We start from the raw sequence: 21,092 nt of genomic DNA, 5'->3' as shown, positions 1-21,092 counted from the left end.
TTTGAGCGGCTCAGCTTTTTTTCTGTTCGCCTTTTACTTTTTCGAGATACTGCAGGCTATCGCCTTTTGGTATACTCAGCGACTGCCAGTTTTCGTTCCTGATCATCCGGCCAATGTATACGATCTGCCCAACATGATAAGGATAATGCGCCAGCTGGCGCAGGATGGCATCGTAGGCCTGCAGCGGTTCGGTGCGGATGGTAACCGTTCTGGTCAGATCGGCGGGAGAGAGGCTTTCGAGAGTGGTAAACAGGCACTGCCAGCCTTCTTCCCATAAAGCCAGTATATGCTCCCTGCTGCCGGGGCCTTCCTCGAATTCCGCATCGCGCCGGCGCCATGTTTTCTCGCCGTCTTCGGTAAGAAAATTTGTCCAGCGGCTGAGCATATTGCCGTGCATGTGTTTTACCGTTACCGCAATGCTGTTGCTGGCGGTGCCGGGCTGGTAAAAAAAATCCTTCTCTTCCAGCTGCACAAATGTTTTATCGCCCAGTTCCTTGTAACTGCGGAAGCGCTTGATAACATCTTTCAGAAAACCTTCTTCAAACAACATCTGTTATTTTTTTAAGTTGATCAGCAGAGCGGCATGTATAATCAGAACCCTGCAACGGCATCGTCGCCGCGTTTGTCGGCAATGGTCTCTCTTTTTCCATTCGGTAACAGGCGTATCGCTTCCGTTCTGCCTATGGCGCCGCGTTCGGTAAGCTTGTATCCCATGGCCTGTAACTGTTTTTTGACGTCGGGGTTAAAATCTTTTTCCAGCGCCACTTCATCGGGGTACCATTGGTGATGGAATTTCGGTTTGTTGACCGCATCGTCTGCACTCATGCCAAAATCAATGATGTTCACAATGCCCTGGAATACCGAGGTGGGAATGGTGGTGCCGCCGGGGGTGCCGATCACCACATAAGGTTTGTTGTTTTTCAGCACCAGCGTAGGTGTCATGGAACTCAGCATGCGCTTGCCCGGAATGATGGCGTTTGCCTCGCCGCCGATGGCGCCGTACATATTGGGAACGCCGGGTTTGGCGCTGAAATCGTCCATTTCATTGTTCATGATAAAACCCGCGCCGGCTACCACGGTATGGCTGCCGTAACCGCCGTTGAGTGTGGTGGTTACGGCCACCATATTTCCTGCAGCGTCTACAATACTCAGGTGCGTGGTTTCTTCGCTTTCCCTGATCACCCCGGCCCTGACACCGGCGCTGCTGCCGGCTCTATCGGGGGTATAGTCGCTCATGCGTTGCTGCAGGTAGTTTTCGCTGATCAGTGTATGTACCGGCACTTTGTAAAAATCGGGATCGCCAAGATGCTCGGCCCTGTCTGCATACGCCCTTCGTTCTGCTTCCACCATCAGCTGCACGCTTTTGGCCGTCTGGAAACCGTAATCCTTTACCGGGTATTTCTCTATCATCTTCAGCATCTGGGCTATGAGAATGCCACCGCTGCTGGGCGGGGCAAAGCTTACGATCCGGTAACCGCGGTAATCGAATCCGATCGGGTTACGGAGTTTGGCTGTATAGTTTTTCAGGTCGTCTATACTGATGATACCGTTGCCGCGCTGCATTTCTTCCACAATCAGCTGCGCTGTTGTGCCGCCGTAAAAACCCATGGCACCGTCTTTCTGTATCCGTTTTAAAGTTGCCGCCAGTTCTTTCTGCACCAGCGTATCGCCTGTTTTCCAGCCTGTCTCTTTTACAAATGCACCCGGCCTGGTGCTGTATTTGATAAATGAGGCTTTGGATGCGTTCAGGCCCGATGCTTCGCGCTCGGTGATCGCAAAACCTTTTTCGGCCAGGTCGATGGCTGGTTGTATCAACTGCGCAAAAGGAAGCTTGGCATAGGGCATGGTGGCAAACAGTCCCGCAACCGTGCCGGGTATGCCCGATGCCAGGTGCCCGTTCTGCGAGAGTGTAAGCTGTACATTGCCATTCTTATCGAGGTACATATCACGGCCCGCTTTCTCCGGAGCCGCCTCGCGGTAGTCGATACCGATCAGTTCACCGTTTGTTTTTCGCCCCAGTAAAAAACCACCGCCGCCAATATTGCCTGCGCCCGGATATACCACCGCCAGCGCCAGCTGTGTGGCGATCGCTGCATCAAATGCGTTGCCGCCTTTCTTCATGATGGCCGCGCCCACCATACTCGCCAGCGGATGTGCGCTGCTCACCGATGCATTGCGGTAATCGGCTTTTTTTACGATCGAATACCGGTACGGATTGATCGCTTTTCCGGGACCGACAATAGACGGTATTTTCTGCGCGTACAGGGTTTGCTGCCCTGCCAGCACAAGCAACAGGATAAAACTTTTTCTCATAACAGAAAGGTATGAAATTCGCCATGCAATCCTGTATGCAGCGGCAGAAATCGGTAACCCGCTCGCACCAGGCGGGTAATACACCTGGCGAAGCGGCATTTTTGCTTTTTACCCTGCCTTGCTTATCTTCCCTTTTCCTATTTCCGATTACAATCGTTTTCCATTATGAAAAAACTACTGCTTAGCTGTTGTCTGACTGCTGTTGTATATGGTTTATCCGCACAGGGGCTGCAGAGTCCCGAGCAGTTCCTGGGGTATAAGATCGGGCAGCGTTATACGCGCCACCATCGTATTGTCGATTATTTCAGGGCGGTGGCGCAGGCCAGACCGGATATGGTGAAGCTGGAAAAATACGGAGAGACCAACGAAGGCCGCGAACTGCTGCTGGCATTTATTTCCTCTCCGGAAAACAGCAGCCGCCTCGAAGCCATCCGTACCAATAACCTGCAGCTTGCCGGCATAGGCAGCGGTAACGGTGCTGCAGAACAGGCGCCCGCCATCGTATGGCTGAGCTACAATGTGCACGGTAACGAAACCTCTTCTTCGGAGGCGGCGCTGATGACACTCTACGCGCTGGCAGACCCCGCCAATACCCAAACAAAAGAATGGCTGAAGAATACCGTGGTAGTCATGGATCCCTGCATCAATCCCGACGGCCGCGACCGCTATGTGAACTGGTTCAACGGAACGGTAGGTAAAAATGCCAATGCCGATCCCATTGCACGTGAGCATACTGAACCCTGGCCCGGCGGCAGAAGCAACCATTATAATTTTGACCTGAACCGCGACTGGGCATGGCAGACACAGGTGGAGAGCCGCCAGCGCGTAAAAAAATACAACCAGTGGCTGCCGCAGGTGCATGTGGATTTTCATGAGCAGGGGGCCAACGAACCCTATTATTTTGCCCCGGCCGCAGATCCGCTTCACGAAGCGATCACACCCTGGCAGCGCGATTTCCAGGTGATGATCGGCAGAAACAATGCCAGGTATTTTGACCAGAACGGCTGGCTTTTCTTTACCAAGGAAAGATTTGACCTGCTGTATCCTTCCTACGGCGATACCTATCCTATTTACAACGGTTCTATCGGTATGACATTCGAACAGGGTGGCGGCGGCCGGTCGGGACTGGCCATCGTAAAATCCGACGGTGATACGCTTACCCTGCTCGACCGGGCAACACATCATTTTACCACGGGTCTGTCCACCATCGAGACCGCATCCAAAAACAAACAGAAACTGATCGACGAATACCGCCGGTATTTTGCCGACGGCCGCGATGCCAGGGGCTCGGAATACAAAGCCTATGTACTTACTTCACGCGATGAAAACAAGATCAGGTCTGTGATCGGACTGCTCGAACAGAATGGTATCGAATATGGAACCCTTGGCACGAAAAACTTCCGCGGATTTAATTACAATACGGGGAAAGACGAAACCTATGCCGACGAAGGCTACCATGTGGCCATCAGCGCCTACCAGTCCAAATCCATCCTGGCAAGGGTATTGATGGAGCCGAAAACCGTGGTGACCGACTCCAATACCTACGATATCACGGCCTGGGCCATTCCGTATGCCTACGGGGTAAGAGGCTATGCTGTAAAGGAAAAACTGGATATAACGAATCAATGGAAGGCGGGAAATACGGTAACCGGCACCAGCTCGGATTACGGTGTATTGATTCCGTATCAGTCGTTCAGCGCGGCGCAGACCATCGCTTACCTGCTGAAGAACCATATCAAAGTACGTTTTGCAGAAAAGCCGTTCAGTTATGGCGGGAAGACTTACGACCGCGGTACACTGATCGTTCTCCGAACCGGTAATCCCGCCGGCTGGAACCAGGTGGTGAATGAGGCAGCCAAAAAATTCAACGTGCAGCCAGTGGCGGTTCAGACCGGTTTTATGGATAAGGGTGCGGACTTCGGATCGCCGGATGTAAAAACCATTACACCGCTGAAAGTGGCGGTGCTCAGCGGCGAGCAGGTTTCTTCGCTTGGCGCAGGAGAGGTATGGCATTTTTTTGAACAGATACTCGATTACCCGGTAACCGTTATCAATGTATCCGATCTGTCCAGGGCCAACCTGAAAAATTTCCAGGTGCTGATCATGCCGGACGGCAGTTACCGTTCGCTGTCTGACAAAGCGGGCAGCGACAGACTGAAAGATTTTGTACGCGGCGGCGGCAAACTGATTGCCATCGATAATGCCATTTCGGTACTGGCATCGGCCGACTGGGGTATTAAAGCAAAAGAAGACAAGAACGAAGACAAGAACGAATACGCCAACCTGAAAAAATACGGCGACAGGGAAACACAGTATATCAGCAATACCATTCCCGGGGCTATTTATAAACTGGAGCTGGATAATACACATCCCCTGGCATTCGGGTATCCCGATTTTTATTTTACGCTGAAACAGGATGGCGGTGTATTCGATTTCCTGAAAGAAGGATGGAATGTGGGTGTGATGAAAAAAGAAGCCTACATCACCGGTTTTACCGGCGTAAAAGTAAAAAACAGGCTGAAGGATGGTATGGTGTTCGGTGTACAGGATATGGGCAGCGGCAGCGTGGTGTATTTTGCAGAAGATCCCCTGTTCCGCAATTTCTGGGAAAACGGCAGACTGCTGTTTTCAAATGCCGTGTTCCTGGTGGGGCAGTAGGCTGGGTCGGGAACCCAAAATCAAAAATCAAAAGTCAACGATCAAAAGCCGAAACGCCGGTGCAGCAGCGTTGCCGGCTTGGTACGGGTAAGTTCTTCCTGTGGAAATGGCTTTTGGCCGATCCGGAGCGGCTTTTTGTTTAACGGTATGCCCAATACCGCAAGGAAACCTATCTTCGGTATGACCAATCAAGATGAGCTATATGATCCTTCCTTTCAAAGCGATCCGTTCGGGGTATTGCATTCTCTTTTGTTTATTGGTATCGTCGCTTACAGCGCAGGTGGCACCGCCCGCTTATACCAGCGCGGAGATCTATAACCAGATCCGGAAACTGAATGTGCTGGGCAGCGTACTCTATGTGGCTGCACACCCGGATGATGAGAACAATGGCTTTCTTCCCTATCTCGCAAAAGAAAAATTATACCGTACCGGCTACCTCAGCCTGACAAGAGGAGACGGCGGACAAAACCTCATCGGCAGCGAGCAGGGTATTGAACTGGGCATGATCCGCACGGAAGAGTTACTGGCTGCACGGCAGATCGACGGCGCGGAGCAATATTTTTCTTCCGCCTACGAATTCGGTTTCAGCAAGAATTCAAACGAGGCGCTGCGTATATGGGACAAAGAGCAGGTGCTTTCCGATATCGTTTGGGTGATCAGGAAGTTTCAGCCGGATGTCATCATTACCCGTTTTCCGGCCGATGCGCGTGCGGGTCATGGACATCACTGGGCATCGGCCATACTGGCTAACGAGGCCTTTACCGCCGCGGCAGACCCCGCCCGTTTTCCGGAACAGTTCAAACGCGGCGTTACCGTATGGCAGGCAAAACGCATATTGCTGAACGGCTTCAACTTCGGCGCCAATACGGTATCGGGACCTTTGAAAATAGATGTGGGCGGATTTGATCCCCTGCTGGGTAAAAGCTCGGGCGAACTGGGCGGCGAAGCAAGATCGATGCATAAAAGCCAGGGAGAGGGAAGACCGCGCAGACGCGGGGAGATCATCGAGAATTTCATGACCACGGGTGGCGATACACCGCGCAACGACCTGATGGAGGATATTACCACCGACTGGACAAGGATAGAAGGCGGGGCAGCGGTTAAAGCAAAGATCGGGCGGATACTGGGGACATACAATTTTGAGCACCCTGAAAATTCTGTTGACAGCCTGGTGGATCTTTATAAAACAATTCAGCGACTCACCGATCATGGCGTCTGGTGGTCGAAAAAAATGGGTGAGTTAAAGGAACTGATCATTAACTGCAGCGGCATTTTTGCCGAAGCCACCACACGCGAAGAGTATGTGCTGCAGAACGATACCGCATTGGTAAGCGTGTCTGTCAATAAACGAAACAATGTTCCTGTGAAACTCAGTTCGGTGGGCATCGATTTTGTGAAGATTGACCCCAATCAGCAACTGGAACAGAACCGGAATTATAATTTCGATATCAGGGAACAGGCAAGAGAGCCCAAGATCGAAAACATGACGCAACCTTACTGGCTTCAGCAGCCGCAGAAGCCGGGCAATTTTACGATCACCAACCCGCTGCTGGTTGGAAAGGCATGGAACGATGCCCTGTTCAATGCCAGTTTCCATTTTGAGATCGGAGGCGTGGAGTTCAGGATAACCAGACCCGTACAATATAAATACGTAGATCCTGTAAAGGGAGAAGTGTATCAGCCCTTTGTGATGATACCGCATCTTTCCATCTCTATGAGTCCGCATGTGGCCCTCATGAATGTTCGGGGGGAGAACGGAAAAGTGGCCAATGATTCCATTAAAGTGACCTACCGCTCCAATTTCACTCAGCAGAATGTGCCCACTACGCTTCATATTCTGCAGGATACTTTAAAACCTGCTTTCTCCAACCAACCCCGCGATTTTGAGAAAGGGAAGACCTATACCGTAAGTCTGCCGCTGAAAAAATATTACAATCCTTCCAAAGGCACCGATATCGAATCGGCCATGGGTATATGGGTCGATAAAAAGAACTATGTGAACTCGCAGTATTTCAAAACAGTCGCATACGATCATATTCCCACCATTCATTATTCGTTCAAAGACCGTATTCATTTTGTAAACGAAGAAGTGCGTACCGTGGGCAGGAAGATCGGTTATATCAATGGCGCGGGCGATAAACTGCCCGAGGCGCTCACAGAAATGGGATACGAAGTGGAAGTGCTGGGAGAACACGATATCACCGATAACAACCTGCGGCAGTTTGACGCCATTGTGATCGGCGTAAGGGCGCATAATATTTTTGAATGGCTGAGCGATAAGAACGATGTACTGAACAATTATGTAAAGAACGGCGGCAACCTGGTTTCGCAGTATATCAAGAGCAATACGATCGGGGCCAGAAGACTGAGGCTGGGGCCGTATCCTTTCTCGATCAGCACCGGATCGCGCGTTACCGAAGAGGAAGCGCCCGTGAATTTCCTGCTGCCGCAGCACCCGGTATTGAATTATCCCAACAAGATCACCGAAAACGATTTTGCGGGATGGATACAGGAGCGCAGCACTTACCAGGCAGACCAGATGGATACTGCTTTTGAGGCCCCGCTGGGCATGAACGATACCGGTGAACGGCAAAGCAACGGCAGCCTGATTACGGCAAAATACGGTAAGGGCAGGTTTACGTATGTGAGTCTTGTCCTGTTCCGCCAGTTGCCCGCAGGCGTGCCGGGAGCTTATCGCCTGCTGGCGAACATCATTGCATTGTCAAAAACAAAATAACCATGCAGGGTAGAAGAAGGGTAAGTGTGCTCACCATATTGCTGATTGCACTGGCTATCGGGTTTTTACTGAAGAATGTGCGGCTGGGACTGATCGTCGGGCTTGGCCTGGGACTGATCGCCGGCGGCCTGATCAGCGGGAAACGATAAAATATAATCTGCTAACCTTGACAGATAAGAACCACGATATGGACAAAGCTTACTGGCAGCGCTGGTACCTGCTGGTGATAGGCGTGCTGCTGTTGCTGATTGCCGGGTTTGCATGGTTCACCAATTATTTTTCATGAGCCGGATCGACTGGATAGTACTTGCCATCACTTTACTGGCCATCATCGCATATGGCCTGTATAAAAGCCGTACGGAAAAAAATCTTGAAGGATATTTTCTGAGCAACAGGAGTATGCCCTGGTATATCGTGCTGCTCAGCGTAATGGGAACACAGGCCAGCGCCATTACGTTTCTGTCGGCGCCCGGACAGGCGTTTACAGACGGGATGCGGTTTGTGCAGTACTATTTTGGTCTGCCCCTGGCCATGGTGGTGATCTGTATCACGTTTGTGCCGCTGTTCAACAAGGTAAAAGTATTCACCGCCTATGAATTTCTTGAACAGCGCTTCGATCTCAAAACACGTACATTCACTTCCTTCCTGTTTCTGCTGTCAAGGGGGTTGTCAACCGGTATCAGCATCTATGCGCCTTCGATCATCCTTTCTTCCCTGATGGGTTGGGATATTTTCTGGACCAATATCGTTATGGGTGGCTTGCTGATCATTTACACTGTCAGTGGCGGCGCCAGGGCGGTGGCGTATACACAGCAGCTGCAGTTACTGATCATTTTCATCGGCATGTTCATTGCCGGTTACCTGATCGTGCATTACCTGCCGGAAGGCGTCGGGTTTACTGATGCCCTGAAAGTAAGCGGGGCATCCGGAAAACTGAATGTGATCACAACCGGTGTCTCCGAAAAAGGATTTGACTGGAAAGACAGGTACAACCTGATCAGCGGCGTTATCGGCGGTTTTTTCCTGGCCTTGTCTTATTTCGGAACAGACCAGTCGCAGGTGGGTCGTTACCTGACGGCAAAAAGCAACCGCGAAAGCCGTATCGGGCTGCTGATGAACGGACTGGTAAAAGTGCCGATGCAGTTCCTGATCCTGCTTATCGGGGCATTGCTGTTTACTTTTTACCAGTTCAACGATGCGCCGGTATTTTTTAACAACGCGGTAAAGGAGAAGGCAATGGCAACGCCTTACCGTGATACGCTGTTCCGCATCGAACAAAAATTCAACAGGCAGCAGGCGAGACAACACGAGATCGGCAAGAAATACGCGGTTGCGGAAACGGCTGGTGATAAAGAAAGCCTGGCCGCCGGCGCCACGGCGCTGTCTGCCACACAGGCCGAATACCGGTCGGTGCTGAAAAAAGCGCTGCCCTCCTCCGACACCAGCGATACGAATTATATTTTCCTTCGCTTCGTGGTGGATTTTCTTCCGAAAGGCCTGGTCGGATTGCTGATCGCGATCATTTTCCTCGCGGCCTGGGGCTCCATCGCTGCGGCGCTGAATTCACTGGCCTCCTGTACCGTGATCGATTTTCACCTGCGGCTCGGCAGGCGGGCAAAGGATATAACGCACGAAGAGCAGTGCATAAAAGAATATAAGGTTTCCAAATACTATACGCTTGCCTGGGGTATCTTCTGTGTGATCACCGCCGAATTTGCCACAGGCATGGGCAGCCTGATAGAAGCGGTGAATGTGCTGGGATCGTTGTTCTATGGTGTTATACTCGGTATTTTCCTGGTGGCTTTTTACCTGAAACGCATCGGCGGTACGGCTGTATTCATCTCTGCCATTCTCGGTGAACTCATCGTTATCGCTTTCTTTTTCCTCGACAGATACAATATCATCGGTCTCGGCTTTCTCTGGCTGAACGTGGTGGGAGCGGTCGCCGTCGTGCTCCTGGCCCTCCTGATTCAACCGATCCTCCCTTCGCGTAAGAAAGATTAGCGGATTGCGGATTAGTGAATTCGCAGATTAGGGATTCCCAAAAACAGCCGGTCGCAAAAAAATCGAAACACCACCCAAAAAATCCCGGTCTTCATTCGTGAATCTACGAATCCATAATCCGCAAATCCGCAATCCGCTAATGCATGACCCGCTAATCCGTAATTTTTACCCCCACGGCCACTCCCTGTTGCGTTTTGCTTTGATCAGGTATGCCGCCAGTCCTAACAGAATTACGATCAGTCCGCCGAGCATCATTTTCTGTCCTGTGGAGAAGAAAATATACCCCCAGATACCAATGGCCAGAAGAACCGGCAGGGGATACAGCGGCATGCGCCAGGCAAAATGCTGCCGGCCTTTTCGTTTTACCAGCAGCAGCAAACCGATGCCCTGCCCGATAAACTGTACCAGGATACGCATGGCAAGAATGGCATCGATCACATCGCGCAGTTTGAACAGCAGGCTGAACACAAAAGCCACCGCGCCCAGGAACAGCAGCGAAACATGCGGGAAGTGTTTGGTGGGATGCAGTTTTGCAAATACACTGAAAAAAGCGCCGTCGCTCGCGGCGGCATACGGGATACGGCTGTACCCCAGCGTTGCGGAAAACACAGAAGCAAACGCCACCCAGAGGATCAGTCCTGTTGCGATCCGGGCTGCGGCAGAGCCGGCGAGCGACTGTATAAATTCGCTCACCACAAACCTGCTCTGCCTGATCTGATCAAAAGGCAGCACGGAGGCCACGCTGATATTCATGGCAAGGTACAATACCGCGATGCCGGCGATGGAAATGAACATGCTTCGCGGGATATTTTTCTGCGGGTTGATGATCTCGCCGCCGAGAAGGCACACATTGTAATAACCGAGATAGCTGTATACCGTTTTCACACTGGCAAAACCCAGCGCGGCAGCAAATGCATGATCGATGGTCAGTCCCTCGTTGATATGTTTCAGCGGTTCCAGGAAACGGCCGTGCAGCACACCGCCGCCGATGATCCAGGCCATGGTTACCAACACGCCTACCCAAAGCAATACGCTGATCTTTCCGATCGCTTCTGTTTTCCTGTACAGCAGCAGCACAATGGCCACAACCAGTGATCCGCTGATGCATTTTCCCTGCCATTCGTTCAGCGGAATAAGGTAGCCGCTGTATTGGGCAAAACCGATGGCGGCGGAAGCGATCACCAGCGGCGCCTGTATCATGGTCTGCCATACAAAAAGAAAACTCATCAGTTTGCCAAGCCGGGGGCCATAGCCTTCGCGGAGAAAATTGTAACTGCCGCCCGCAAGCGGGTAGGTGGCGCCCAGCTGGCTCCAGACCATACCGTCGATAAAAGACAAAACAGCGCCGGCGATCCATGCATACAGAAACCAGGGCCCCTGCATGGTTTCGGCCACCACGCTAAGCACCACAAAGGGGCCGATGCCCACCATATCTGTCATGTTAATGGCAGTGGCCTGTAAAAGGCTTATCTTTCTTTCCAGTTTCGGTTGCTCGCTCATGTGCTTGGGTATAAAACTATTTCATTAGTAAGCAGACAATACGATTATGCGTAGAAAGTTTTCAACAGTTGAGTGGGCGAAAGGATCAAACATCTATGAGGTAAACATCAGGCAGTATACGCCGGAAGGAAATTTTGCCGCGTTCGCCGCGCATCTTCCGCGGTTACAGCAAATGGGTGTGGAGATACTCTGGTTCATGCCCGTTACACCCATCAGCATTCGCGAGCGGCAGGGAACACTGGGCAGCTATTATGCCTGCAGCAGCTATACCGCCGTTAATCCCGAATTCGGATCCGTTGACGATTTCAGGCAGCTGGTCACTGCAGCCCATGCATCGGGAATGAAAGTGATCATCGACTGGGTGGCCAATCATACAGGCTGGGATCATGAATGGACTTTGGAACACCCTCATTGGTATCTCAAAGATGAACAGGGAAATTTTACCGAGAAAAACGGCTGGCATGATGTGATCGACCTGGACTTTACCTCGGCAGAAATGCGGCAGGCCATGATCGATTCCATGCGGTTCTGGATCGATGCCTGCGATATCGACGGTTTCCGTTGCGATATGGCGCACCTGGTGCCGCTGGATTTCTGGAAAGAAGCACGCACCGCCTGCGATGCTGTCAAACCCCTGTTCTGGCTGGCCGAGTGCGAGGTGGTGGAATACCACGATGTATTCGACGCAAGCTATAGCTGGTGGTGGATGCATGTAAGCGAGGGTCATGCCAAAGGAAGGGACACACTTGCAGACATGCGCAACCTATTGCACGCCTACTCGCAATACCCCGAGGATGCTTGGAAACTTTTCTTTACCTCCAACCACGATGAAAACAGCTGGAACGGTTCCGAGTATGAAAAATACGGAAGTGCCGCCCTGCCATGGGCGGTGTTTGCCCATACATGGACAGGCCTGTCGCTTATTTACAGCGGACAGGAGAGCCCCAACCAGAAACGGTTGAAGTTCTTCGACAAAGACCCGATCGAATGGAACCAGCCCCTGCAGTTAGCAGGGTTTTACAAGGCGCTGCTCTCTCTGCGCAATAACCCGGCAATCCGTTCGGGTGAAACGTTTATTCTTCCATCTGCTTATGATAACCAGCTTATGGTCTACCTGCGCCGTAACGGTAACGATGTGGTGCTGGTGATACTGAATGTATCAAAAGATAACCGTCTGTCTGTCCGGGTATCACACCCCTGGCTGAACGGAGATTTCCGGAACCTGTTTTCCGGGCTTGTTTTCTCTTTCAAAGATGATGAAACCTTCGAGCTGCAGGCCGGGGAGTATTTTGTTTACCAACGTATTCCCTAAATCCCTGTCTTTCGTACCCGCAACAGCCCCCAATGCCGGGAGTATGTCAACACGACGGGTTGCAGGGAGAAAAAAAGGGCCTTCCCGGAGGAAAGCCCTTTTGTATGTCTGTTGTCGGTTTGTTTATTCAACATCGCTCAGGTCGAGCGGGTAGGGATAGGTGTTCTCGTATCCCGGGTACACGCCCTCGATCTTGATCCTGCGGCCTTTGAACTGTGTCAGCAGTTTGTCGAGATCGTTCACATTTTTCACTTCCTGGTTTTCCACCGTGGTGATGATGAATCCTTCCTGCATGCGTGTCCGCTTCAGCAATCCGTCACCGATCTTTTTTACCACCACGCCACCTTCGATCTTGTTGGCGGCCGCGGTTTTGCTGTCTACATTAACCAGTTCAGCACCGAGCCGCTGTAAAATACTGGTGTTCTTAACCATGTCTGTGTTGCCTGCCCTGTTCTTCAAAGTCAGGTTCACGGTATTTTCTTTTCCGGCCCTCGTGAACGTAAGAGAGATCTTATCGCCGGGTTTGTAACGCGATACCTGCTCCTGCAGTTCGGGTCCGCTGAAAACAGTTACGCCGTTGATCTTGGTAACGATATCGCCTTTTTTCAGTCCGGCCGCCACAGCTGCGCCGCCTTCGGGCACATCTGTCACAAAAACACCTTCGCCTTCGCGGTAGGTAAGACCGGATTCTTTTTCAAATTGTTTGATCTGTTCTTCCGGCAGGTTCTCGCTCAGGTAATTGATACCGATATAGGCCCGCTGCACCGTTCCGAATTTCACGATATCGGTGATCACTTTTTTCACGATGTTCACGGGTATTGCGTAGGAATACCCTGCATAGGAACCGGTGGGAGAGGCAATGGCGGAGTTGATGCCGATCAGTTCACCATTGGTATTGATCAGGGCGCCGCCGCTGTTGCCGGGGTTAACCGCCGCATCCGTTTGGATAAAAGATTCCACCGGACTTCCGCTCTGTTGCCTGTTGATGCCGATAGACCTGGATTTTGCGCTGATGATGCCCGCGGTTACCGTTACATCCAGGTTCAGCGGATAACCGATGGCAAGCACCCACTGACCCAGTTTGGTATCATCGCTGTTGCCGTAAACAAGGTAGGGTAGACCCCTGCCTTCGATTTTGATCACGGCAAGATCGCTGCTGGGATCGGTGCCCACTACGGTGGCTTTATAGGTCTTCTTGTTGGAAAGTGTAACGGTCAGTTCGTCTGCATTGTCCACCACATGGTTATTGGTAACGATATAACCGTCGTCTGTGATCAGCACACCGCTGCCGCTGGCACGCTGTTCGGGTATAACCCTCGGGCCGCCGAAGAAGTCGCCGAAATCATCGCCAAACAGGTCGGCAAACGGGTTACGGCGGCTGGAATTATTGCTTACCTGGCGGGCTTTTGTCCTTGTTTTGATGTGCACAACAGCGGGTGTGGCGGTTGTTGCAGCGGGTGTAAAATCAACAGCCGTGGCGGGAGCGCCGTTGTTGCCAAAAAAGCCTGCATAGTTTACGGGAAGTTTGCTTCCATCCTGTATGCCTGCATACCGGCCTTGCTGGTATTTGCTGAAACCCCACACACTCAAAACGGCGGTAGCGGCGCTGATGCCTACTACGGCGATAATGTTCTTGAGATTCATGTTCTTTTCCTTTGTTTTAATGAGATGATGAACAGTTCAAATTGTATGCCTTTCTGATAACAAATAAACGAAGCTGTTTAATTGTCAGCATCCCGGAAAAACCATTTAACAAATATTTTACGAGAGTTATCGTACTTGGTGTGCCCGGCATAAGCTAAAGTTAGCGGATTGCGCCCATAATCGCCCTCAGTTTGGATGAATGACAGGAATTCATGGATTAACGGATGGTCCTATCGTCAGATTCTCCTCCGCGCCCGTCCGTCTATCTCAGCATCTCTCGGTAAAAAAGCCCCAAATCCACTAATCCGCCATCCACTAATCCGGAATTTACTACAGCCCCGCCAGAAACCGCATCGTATCCACCCCATCCGCATAATCGGTAAGCGATGGGGACTGGGCAGCGCCGAAAGGGATATATCCATGACCCATCACGCACTGGATATCGCCGTTGTTGTTTACGATGGCGCCGGCCTCCTCTTTTTTATTGTAGTAGGTGTAATGCACCTGGCTTACGGGTGAAAAGGGCGAGGCGTTCTCGGCCAGTATCACGGCATCATTGGTCATGTAATACCTGTTGCCCATGATCAGCAGCGCCAGGTGATAATCGTAGTTGTGTTTGTACTTGTGGAACTGCATAAAATAATCGTAGCTGCGCAGCAGTTCCAGCAGCGGGATAAAGTCGTAATGCGCCGGCACGAACAACTGGGTCACATTGCGGCAGCCAAGGCCGAAATAGGTCTGTATGTCTTCGCACAGCGCTTTCAGCTCTTCGCGGGTTTCCGTTCCGTCGAGAATGGCAACGGAAGTCCTGTTCCTGCGGATGATATTCGGGTATTTGCCGAAATAGTAGTCAAAATAACGGCCCGAGTTGTTACTGCCGGTGGCGATATAGGCATCGCAGCCCGACAGCTGTTCGGCGAACCGGATATGGTCTGATACGGCGGGCGCCCATTCGATCAGCAGGGCCACCAGGTGTTTGAGCAGCACCTCGTCTTTTGAAGCGGTCTTGGCCACCAGTGTATGTCCGCTGATGAACACGCAAAGCAGGTCGTGAAACCCCACCAGCGGAATATTTCCGGCCATCACCACGCCGATGGTTTTAGGATTTTGTTGGGTGTCAGGAATGCGGTAGGCCGCCGCCCATTCCTGCAATAATGACGGTTGCAGAAAACGGGTGCTGATGCTGTTCACGGCTTTCTCGATAAATTCCGGTACAAACCAGGCGTTTTCATGGCAGGCTTTTTCCTTTGTCATCAGCCAGGACTCATCATCTCCCCGCATATATTCGCCCAGGCGGGCCATCAGCATAATTCGTTCTTGTAAAGTCATCGCGCAGCCTTATTTTTGAATCAGCAAATGTATCACTAACCCAATAAACCTTTTTCTATGGCTATTAAAATCACGGAAGAATGCATCAACTGCGGGGCCTGCGAACCCGAGTGTCCCAACAATGCGATCTATGAAGGTGGTGTGGAATGGTCTGTTTCAGACGGGACAACGGTAAAAGGCAGTTTTACTTTAATGGACGGTACCACCGTAGACGCCGAGGAACGTTTTGCGCCCATCAGCGTGGATACTTACTATATCACACCCAACAAGTGTACGGAATGCCAGGGTTTTCACGAAGAACCGCAGTGTGCGGCCGTTTGTCCGGTTGACTGCTGTGTACCCGATGAAATGTACCGCGAAACCGTTGACGAACTCCTGGGCAAGAAGGCGAAAATGCACATTTAATGCACAGGCGGTGTGCTAAACTTTAACACCGTTTCCTTGCATTTCAGAAACAGGCGCCTTATCTTTAGGGTAATTAATCGAAGTATTAATTGAATTGTTGCTCACAAAGCAACAAATGCTAACAGTGGGTGATATTTCCCGCTAACGTGAGGTGAAGAAATTACTTTCTTCACCTTTTTTTATGCAGGAAGCCGGGGGGGAACGCCGTCAGATGTCAGTCGTCAGTCTTCAGACCTGTGGAACCCCGAAACGTATAGCACACCCCTGACCTGCAGCAAACACCCCCGCCCGGTACAACTCACGCCTCACGATTCACTCCCCACGTCCCACCATCCCCTATATTTGCTGCTCAATCATTTCCTTCATGAAGAAAAAAGTAGCCCTTGTCACCGGCGGATTAAGCGGTGAGGCACAGATCAGTTATAAGAGCGCCATTACTGTCGGTAATAATGTAGACAGGGAACGATACGACCTGTACCGCATCGATATCAATTCCGAAGGCTGGTGGTATGAGGCTGCGAACGGCGAAAAGTCAAAAGTGAACCGGGATGATTTTTCGGTGACCGATAACGGCGCTAAGATCAATTTTGATGTGATCCTGCTTTGCATCCACGGCACGCCCGGAGAAGATGGCAAACTGCAGGGCTATTTCGATATGCTGGGTATTCCGTACACCAGCTGCGACGCCGCCACTTCGGCGCTTACCTTCAACAAAAGGTATACTGTGGCGGTGGCTTCTTTTGGCGGTATCAGTGTGGCCAGGTCGATGCATCTCTTCAAACATACCCCGGTTGCCCCCAACGAGATACTTGCCCAGCTTTCCCTGCCGGTATTTGTAAAACCCAACAACGGCGGAAGCAGTATCGGCATGAGCAAGGTGAATGAGGCCGGCGAACTGGCAGCGGCGCTTGACAAGGCATTCAAAGAAGACGACCAGGTGCTGGTGGAGGAATTTATCAGCGGCAGGGAATTCACCATCGGCGTGGTGCGCAATAATGCCGGTATTCAGGTATTGCCGATTACGGAGATCATCACCAAGAACGAGTTTTTTGATTTCGAGGCAAAATACCAGGGCAGGAGCGAAGAGATCACCCCGGCGCAGATCGATGCAGCCATGCAGGAAAAACTGGAAGCTGCCGCCAGGCGTGTGTACGAAGTGCTTAACTGCCGCGGCGTGGTGCGGATCGATTTTATTTATAACATGACCGCGGACCGGCCCTTTATGCTGGAGGTGAACACCGTACCCGGCCAGAGCGAAGCCAGCGTGATTCCGCAACAGGTAAGGGCCATGGGACAGAGCCTGAAAGACTTCTATTCCTCCATTATTGAACAGGCATTGGGGTAGGGTTGTGATCCATGGTCTGTAGTTGCTCTGTAAAACTTCTACCAACCAATTTTTCGCAATAGATTATTATTTTTATCCCATCCGGCACCCGATTATTGAATATCTTACCTGCTGATTGATCGCTTAAAGGAATCAGCGTTATTGTTTATGAAGGCATTCATCGAAAAATACGTGACCAGCAAACCGCTTTGGATGAATATACTGGTGGCTTTGGGGGTGGTGATCATACTGGTATTCCTGTTCTTTTTGTCGCTTTCCTGGCTTACCCGGTATGGGAAGTACGAGAAAGTGCCTTCTGTAATGGGACAGAACATCACAGCAGCCACCAAAATGCTGGAAGACAGGGGATTTGATGTGGTGATACAGGATTCGATCTATATCGACAGCATTGCCAAACAGGCCGTGGTAAGACAAACACCCGAAGCCGATGCAATGGTGAAAACCGGACGTACCATCTATCTTACCATCAACAGGAGCATAGCCCCGCAGGTGGAAATGCCCAACCTGGCAGGATTTTCGATCAAGAGCGCGGAGATGTATTTGCAGAGTCTTGGTTTGCGACTGGGATATGTTACGTATAAACCCGATATCGCGCGCAACTCCGTGCTGGAACAGTTGTTTAACGATGCACCCATTGCACCCGGCACCCGAATACCCATCGGTTCAGCGATCAGTTTTGTACTCGGCAGCGGCGAAGGTCCCAGCCAGGCGAACATACCCGATGTGGTGGGCATGACATTGGCCGAAGCGCGCGCTTATCTGCTGCCGCTTGGCATCAATATCGGGGCTGTGCTGCCTATGGGCAGCATCAAGGACTCATCATCGGCGTATGTGGTAAGACAAAGTCCGGAGCCTCTGTCCGATTCCCTGAGTGCTTCGGGCGCCAGGGTGCCCAATAAAGTGCGGCCCGGGCAGTTGATGGATGTTTATATCAGCGGCAATTCGCCGTTACGCGATACCTTGCAATAGTATTTTCAACAAACTCTTTTTATGCAAACCATCACAGTGGAAGAACTCAAATCAAAAATAGACGCCGGCGAGCCGGTTAACCTGGTAGATGTACGCGAACCGCATGAACATGCCGAATTCAATATCGGCGGTATCCTGCTGCCACTTGGCAAAGTGCAGACCATGCAGGTAGAAGATATAGATGACCTCAAAGACGAAACGGTGTATGTATACTGCCGCAGCGGCAACCGCAGCGGCCAGGCCTGTCTTATCCTGGAAACCCTCGGTTATAAAAACCTGGTCAACGTAGCCGGCGGAATGTTGGCGTGGCAGGAAAAGAATAAGTGAATAACGAGAATATCGAACAGATGAACAAGGAACAGATGATCGGATAGGAACTGTTACCTGGTCACCCGTTTTTTCTTCCCGTTCATCTGTTCGATATTCATCTGTTCCTTGTTCATCTGTTCCCTTGTTCCCTTGTTCTACAGCTTCACATTCATCCCTACCATAAAGTTCCTTCCCGCCATGGGGTAGTAGCCGTTATCGGTGTTGAGGGTGCTGTTGTAGATGTAGTTGTAGGTATAGCCGTTTGGTTCGTACCGGGTGTTGAAGAGATTGTTGACCTGGGCTGTGATACGCCATTCCGAGAACAGGAATTTGCGGACGGTCCAGCCGGCGCGGATATCTTCTGTGAAGAAAGCATTGAGCTTTCTTTTTTCATTTTGCGTGTTGTCCATATACTGTTTGCCCACATACTTGCTCAGCAGGCTGATATCAACATCCTTCGCCGGCAATAAGGTAATAGTGGCGCCGCCGATCACAGCCGGTGAAAAAGAAATATCGGTATTGCTGTGTGCAAGGGCATTCTGTCCGCCGTTGTCCCAGTTATCGAGGTATTCTGTAAACGACCCGATCTTGTTGCTGCTTAGTGTAAGATTGGCGGCGATATGGATCCATGAATCCGCTTTTACTGCGCCCTGCAGCTCGATGCCCATGCGGTGGCTGCGGGGAATATTGATCCTGGGATAAGCGCCCACATCATTGATCTGCCCCGTCAGTACCAGCTGGTTCAGGTAATACATGTAATATAGGTTGGCCCCATACTGGAACCTGCCGGTTTTCTTTTCAACACCCAGTTCAACATCGTGCATGGCTTCGGCCTTTGGCTGCGAAACAGGGCTTGCCTGAAAATCGTCGCGGTTGGGCTCTTTATGACCAAGTGCATAGCTGAAATAGGCCAGCATGCCGTTACGTGCCTGGTAACTGATACCTGCTTTCGGGTTGACAAAATCAAAACGTCTGTTTACCAACAGCTTTGCATTTCCTTCGAACCCGCTCATGTTATGGCTTACGCTGCGGTACTGGATATCGGCAAACGTATACCACCGCGGCGCGATCTCGTGCTGCCATTTGGCATACAGGTTCAGGTCTTTTTTTACGGCCGGATAATCGTAATACCGGTAACCGGCGGGTACGCTGCCGGTCTGTATCCAGGGAATGGTTCCGAAATGACCGCCGTCGTATTTGGTCCAGCCGCCGCCCAGCACCCACTCATCTTTTTCTCCCTTATACTGAACAGAAGCGATCTGTCCGTAAAAATAATTGTCCAGCCATCTCCTGCGCACAAGATCTGCTTTTGTCACCGTGGTGCCGCCGCTGACCACATTCGGTAATCCGTAGTCGGCAAATGCCTGTCCCGCCTTGTATTCTTCATAATACCCCTTTCCCCTGGTAAGAAATGCTGCAGTATTGAACGACCATTTTGTATTGAACGAATGGTTGAAGAACAACTGGTAATGGGTTTGTGTGTAGTTGTCTGTCTGGTTATCGTACGGCGTTCCCGGTTTCTCGGTTCCGGCGGGGTTAAACCTGCGGTTGGTGCCCAGCATATTTTCGGGCACACCGTACCAGGCCTGGTAGGTTTTTTCTTTTCCCGAAAAAATGTTCAGCCTGAGGGAGGATTTGTTGTTGATATAGGCGCCGCTCAGGTAAAACGATTTCAGGTCGCTGCTGGCGCGCTCGATATAGCCGTTGCTGCTGATGCGGCTCAGTCTTCCGTCAACCGTAAAATGTCCGCCCATCAAACCGGTGCCGAGTTTCAGCGTGTTCTTCCAGGTCTGGAAAGAGCCGTAACTGTTGTTGAGTTCCGCATAGGCTTTTTCGCGGTATTCGTTGGTGGCCAGGTTCAGCGTGGCGCCAAAAGCGCCGGCGCCGTTGGAGGAAGTTCCCACACCGCGCTGCACCTGGATATTGCTTACCGATGAAGCAAAATCGGGCAGGTCTACGAAATAGGTGCCAAGGCTTTCGAAATCATTGTACGGAATCCCGTTCAGCGTTACGTTGATGCGTGTGGCATCGGAGCCGCGGATGCGGATACCCGTATAGCCAACCCCGTTACCCGCGTCGGAGTTAACCACCACAGAAGGGGTCTGGTTGAGCAGGAAGGGAATATCCTGCCCGAGATTGTTCTTCTCGATCTCGGCTTTGGACAGTTCCGTTTTGGCAAAAGGCGCTTTGTCGGACGCGCGTACAGAGCGCACTTCCAGTGGCTGCAGAAAAAGCGGCTGGCTGTTAAGTACAATGGAAAGGGCAACGGGCGCCGCAGTTACGGTAACCGGCTGCCGGTGGGTTTTGTATCCCAGGCTGCTGACCGTAAGCTCGTACACACCGGCAGCCACACGGCCCAGCTGGAATTTGCCCTGTTCATCGGCAATGGATTGGTGATTGCCCAGTGAAATAACGGCGCCGGCAACCGGCGCGCCCTTGGTTTCCGTTACGGACCCCGAAACGAGGGTTCTGGTTTGTGCGATGACAAAGAACTGGATCAATGCCAGCACGCTTGTTCCCAAAAACTTTTTCATGTTTTCGTTTTAAAAGTTTACAAATGGGAACAG

The 21,092-nt window shown here is 51.4% G+C and carries 15 protein-coding genes; 9 read left to right on the top strand and 6 right to left on the bottom strand.

From position 1 onward, the window contains the following. Positions 1–10: 10 nt before the first annotated feature. Both GWC94_RS09630 and ggt read right to left on the bottom strand, forming a co-directional pair. Positions 11–550, bottom strand: coding sequence for a DUF1572 family protein (locus tag GWC94_RS09630; protein WP_161834821.1), 540 nt, complete (start codon positions 548–550; stop codon positions 11–13). A gap of 41 nt (positions 551–591) precedes the next feature. Beyond that, on the bottom strand, positions 592–2,313 hold the full coding sequence (gene ggt / locus GWC94_RS09625; protein ID WP_161834820.1) for a gamma-glutamyltransferase: 1,722 nt from the start codon (positions 2,311–2,313) through the stop codon (positions 592–594). 165 nt (positions 2,314–2,478) lie between these two features. On the opposite strand from ggt, the gene GWC94_RS09620 reads away from it, so the two are divergent. The 4 genes from GWC94_RS09620 to GWC94_RS09605 all read left to right on the top strand — a co-directional run bounded on the left by GWC94_RS09620 (position 2,479) and on the right by GWC94_RS09605 (position 9,712). Next, positions 2,479–4,971 carry a M14 family metallopeptidase gene (locus tag GWC94_RS09620; RefSeq protein ID WP_161834819.1) on the top strand — a complete coding sequence of 831 codons (2,493 nt, stop codon included), beginning with the start codon at positions 2,479–2,481 and terminating at the stop codon, positions 4,969–4,971. Positions 4,972–5,164: 193 nt separating this feature from the next. Continuing rightward, positions 5,165–7,708: a PIG-L family deacetylase gene (locus GWC94_RS09615; protein WP_235918502.1), complete on the top strand. Its 2,544-nt coding sequence runs from the start codon at positions 5,165–5,167 to the stop codon at positions 7,706–7,708. 2 nt (positions 7,709–7,710) lie between these two features. Further along, positions 7,711–7,857, top strand: a complete 147-nt coding sequence (locus tag GWC94_RS09610) for a hypothetical protein (RefSeq protein WP_161834818.1) — start codon at positions 7,711–7,713, stop codon at positions 7,855–7,857. Between the two features lie 133 nt (positions 7,858–7,990). Then, a complete protein-coding gene (locus GWC94_RS09605) occupies positions 7,991–9,712 on the top strand; it encodes a sodium:solute symporter (protein WP_161834817.1) in 1,722 nt (573 codons plus the stop codon). Positions 9,713–9,877: 165 nt separating this feature from the next. Here the strand turns inward: GWC94_RS09605 and GWC94_RS09600 are convergent, their stop codons facing one another. Further along, positions 9,878–11,212, bottom strand: a complete 1,335-nt coding sequence (locus GWC94_RS09600; RefSeq protein WP_161834816.1) for an APC family permease — start codon at positions 11,210–11,212, stop codon at positions 9,878–9,880. Between the two features lie 46 nt (positions 11,213–11,258). Here GWC94_RS09600 and GWC94_RS09595 point away from each other — a divergent pair, with 46 nt between their 5' ends. After that, entirely contained in the window at positions 11,259–12,524 is a 1,266-nt protein-coding gene (locus tag GWC94_RS09595) for an alpha-amylase family glycosyl hydrolase (RefSeq protein ID WP_161834815.1), read from the top strand. Positions 12,525–12,647: 123 nt separating this feature from the next. Here the strand turns inward: GWC94_RS09595 and GWC94_RS09590 are convergent, their stop codons facing one another. Both GWC94_RS09590 and GWC94_RS09585 read right to left on the bottom strand, forming a co-directional pair. Further along, complete coding sequence (locus GWC94_RS09590; protein WP_161834814.1) at positions 12,648–14,168, bottom strand: S1C family serine protease; 1,521 nt, start codon at positions 14,166–14,168, stop codon at positions 12,648–12,650. A gap of 330 nt (positions 14,169–14,498) precedes the next feature. Next, positions 14,499–15,497 (bottom strand): acyl-CoA reductase, encoded by a 999-nt coding sequence (locus GWC94_RS09585; RefSeq protein WP_161834813.1) that lies wholly within the window; start codon positions 15,495–15,497, stop codon positions 14,499–14,501. A 57-nt stretch (positions 15,498–15,554) separates the two neighbouring features. Here GWC94_RS09585 and GWC94_RS09580 point away from each other — a divergent pair, with 57 nt between their 5' ends. From GWC94_RS09580 to GWC94_RS09565, 4 genes are all read left to right on the top strand, one after another. After that, positions 15,555–15,902: a 4Fe-4S dicluster domain-containing protein gene (locus tag GWC94_RS09580; RefSeq protein ID WP_161834812.1), complete on the top strand. Its 348-nt coding sequence runs from the start codon at positions 15,555–15,557 to the stop codon at positions 15,900–15,902. Between the two features lie 364 nt (positions 15,903–16,266). Then, positions 16,267–17,247, top strand: a complete 981-nt coding sequence (locus GWC94_RS09575) for a D-alanine--D-alanine ligase (protein ID WP_161834811.1) — start codon at positions 16,267–16,269, stop codon at positions 17,245–17,247. A 147-nt stretch (positions 17,248–17,394) separates the two neighbouring features. Next, entirely contained in the window at positions 17,395–18,216 is an 822-nt protein-coding gene (locus GWC94_RS09570; RefSeq protein WP_161834810.1) for a PASTA domain-containing protein, read from the top strand. Positions 18,217–18,237: 21 nt separating this feature from the next. After that, positions 18,238–18,543 carry a rhodanese-like domain-containing protein gene (locus tag GWC94_RS09565; RefSeq protein ID WP_161834809.1) on the top strand — a complete coding sequence of 102 codons (306 nt, stop codon included), beginning with the start codon at positions 18,238–18,240 and terminating at the stop codon, positions 18,541–18,543. A gap of 137 nt (positions 18,544–18,680) precedes the next feature. Here GWC94_RS09565 and GWC94_RS09560 read toward each other — a convergent pair whose 3' ends face one another. Beyond that, positions 18,681–21,059 (bottom strand): TonB-dependent receptor, encoded by a 2,379-nt coding sequence (locus GWC94_RS09560; protein WP_161834808.1) that lies wholly within the window; start codon positions 21,057–21,059, stop codon positions 18,681–18,683. Positions 21,060–21,092 lie beyond the last annotated feature (33 nt).

The organism is Sediminibacterium soli (genome assembly GCF_009939225.1).
Classification (GTDB): domain Bacteria; phylum Bacteroidota; class Bacteroidia; order Chitinophagales; family Chitinophagaceae; genus Sediminibacterium; species Sediminibacterium soli.
This window is presented reverse-complemented; position numbering and strand designations above follow the sequence as displayed.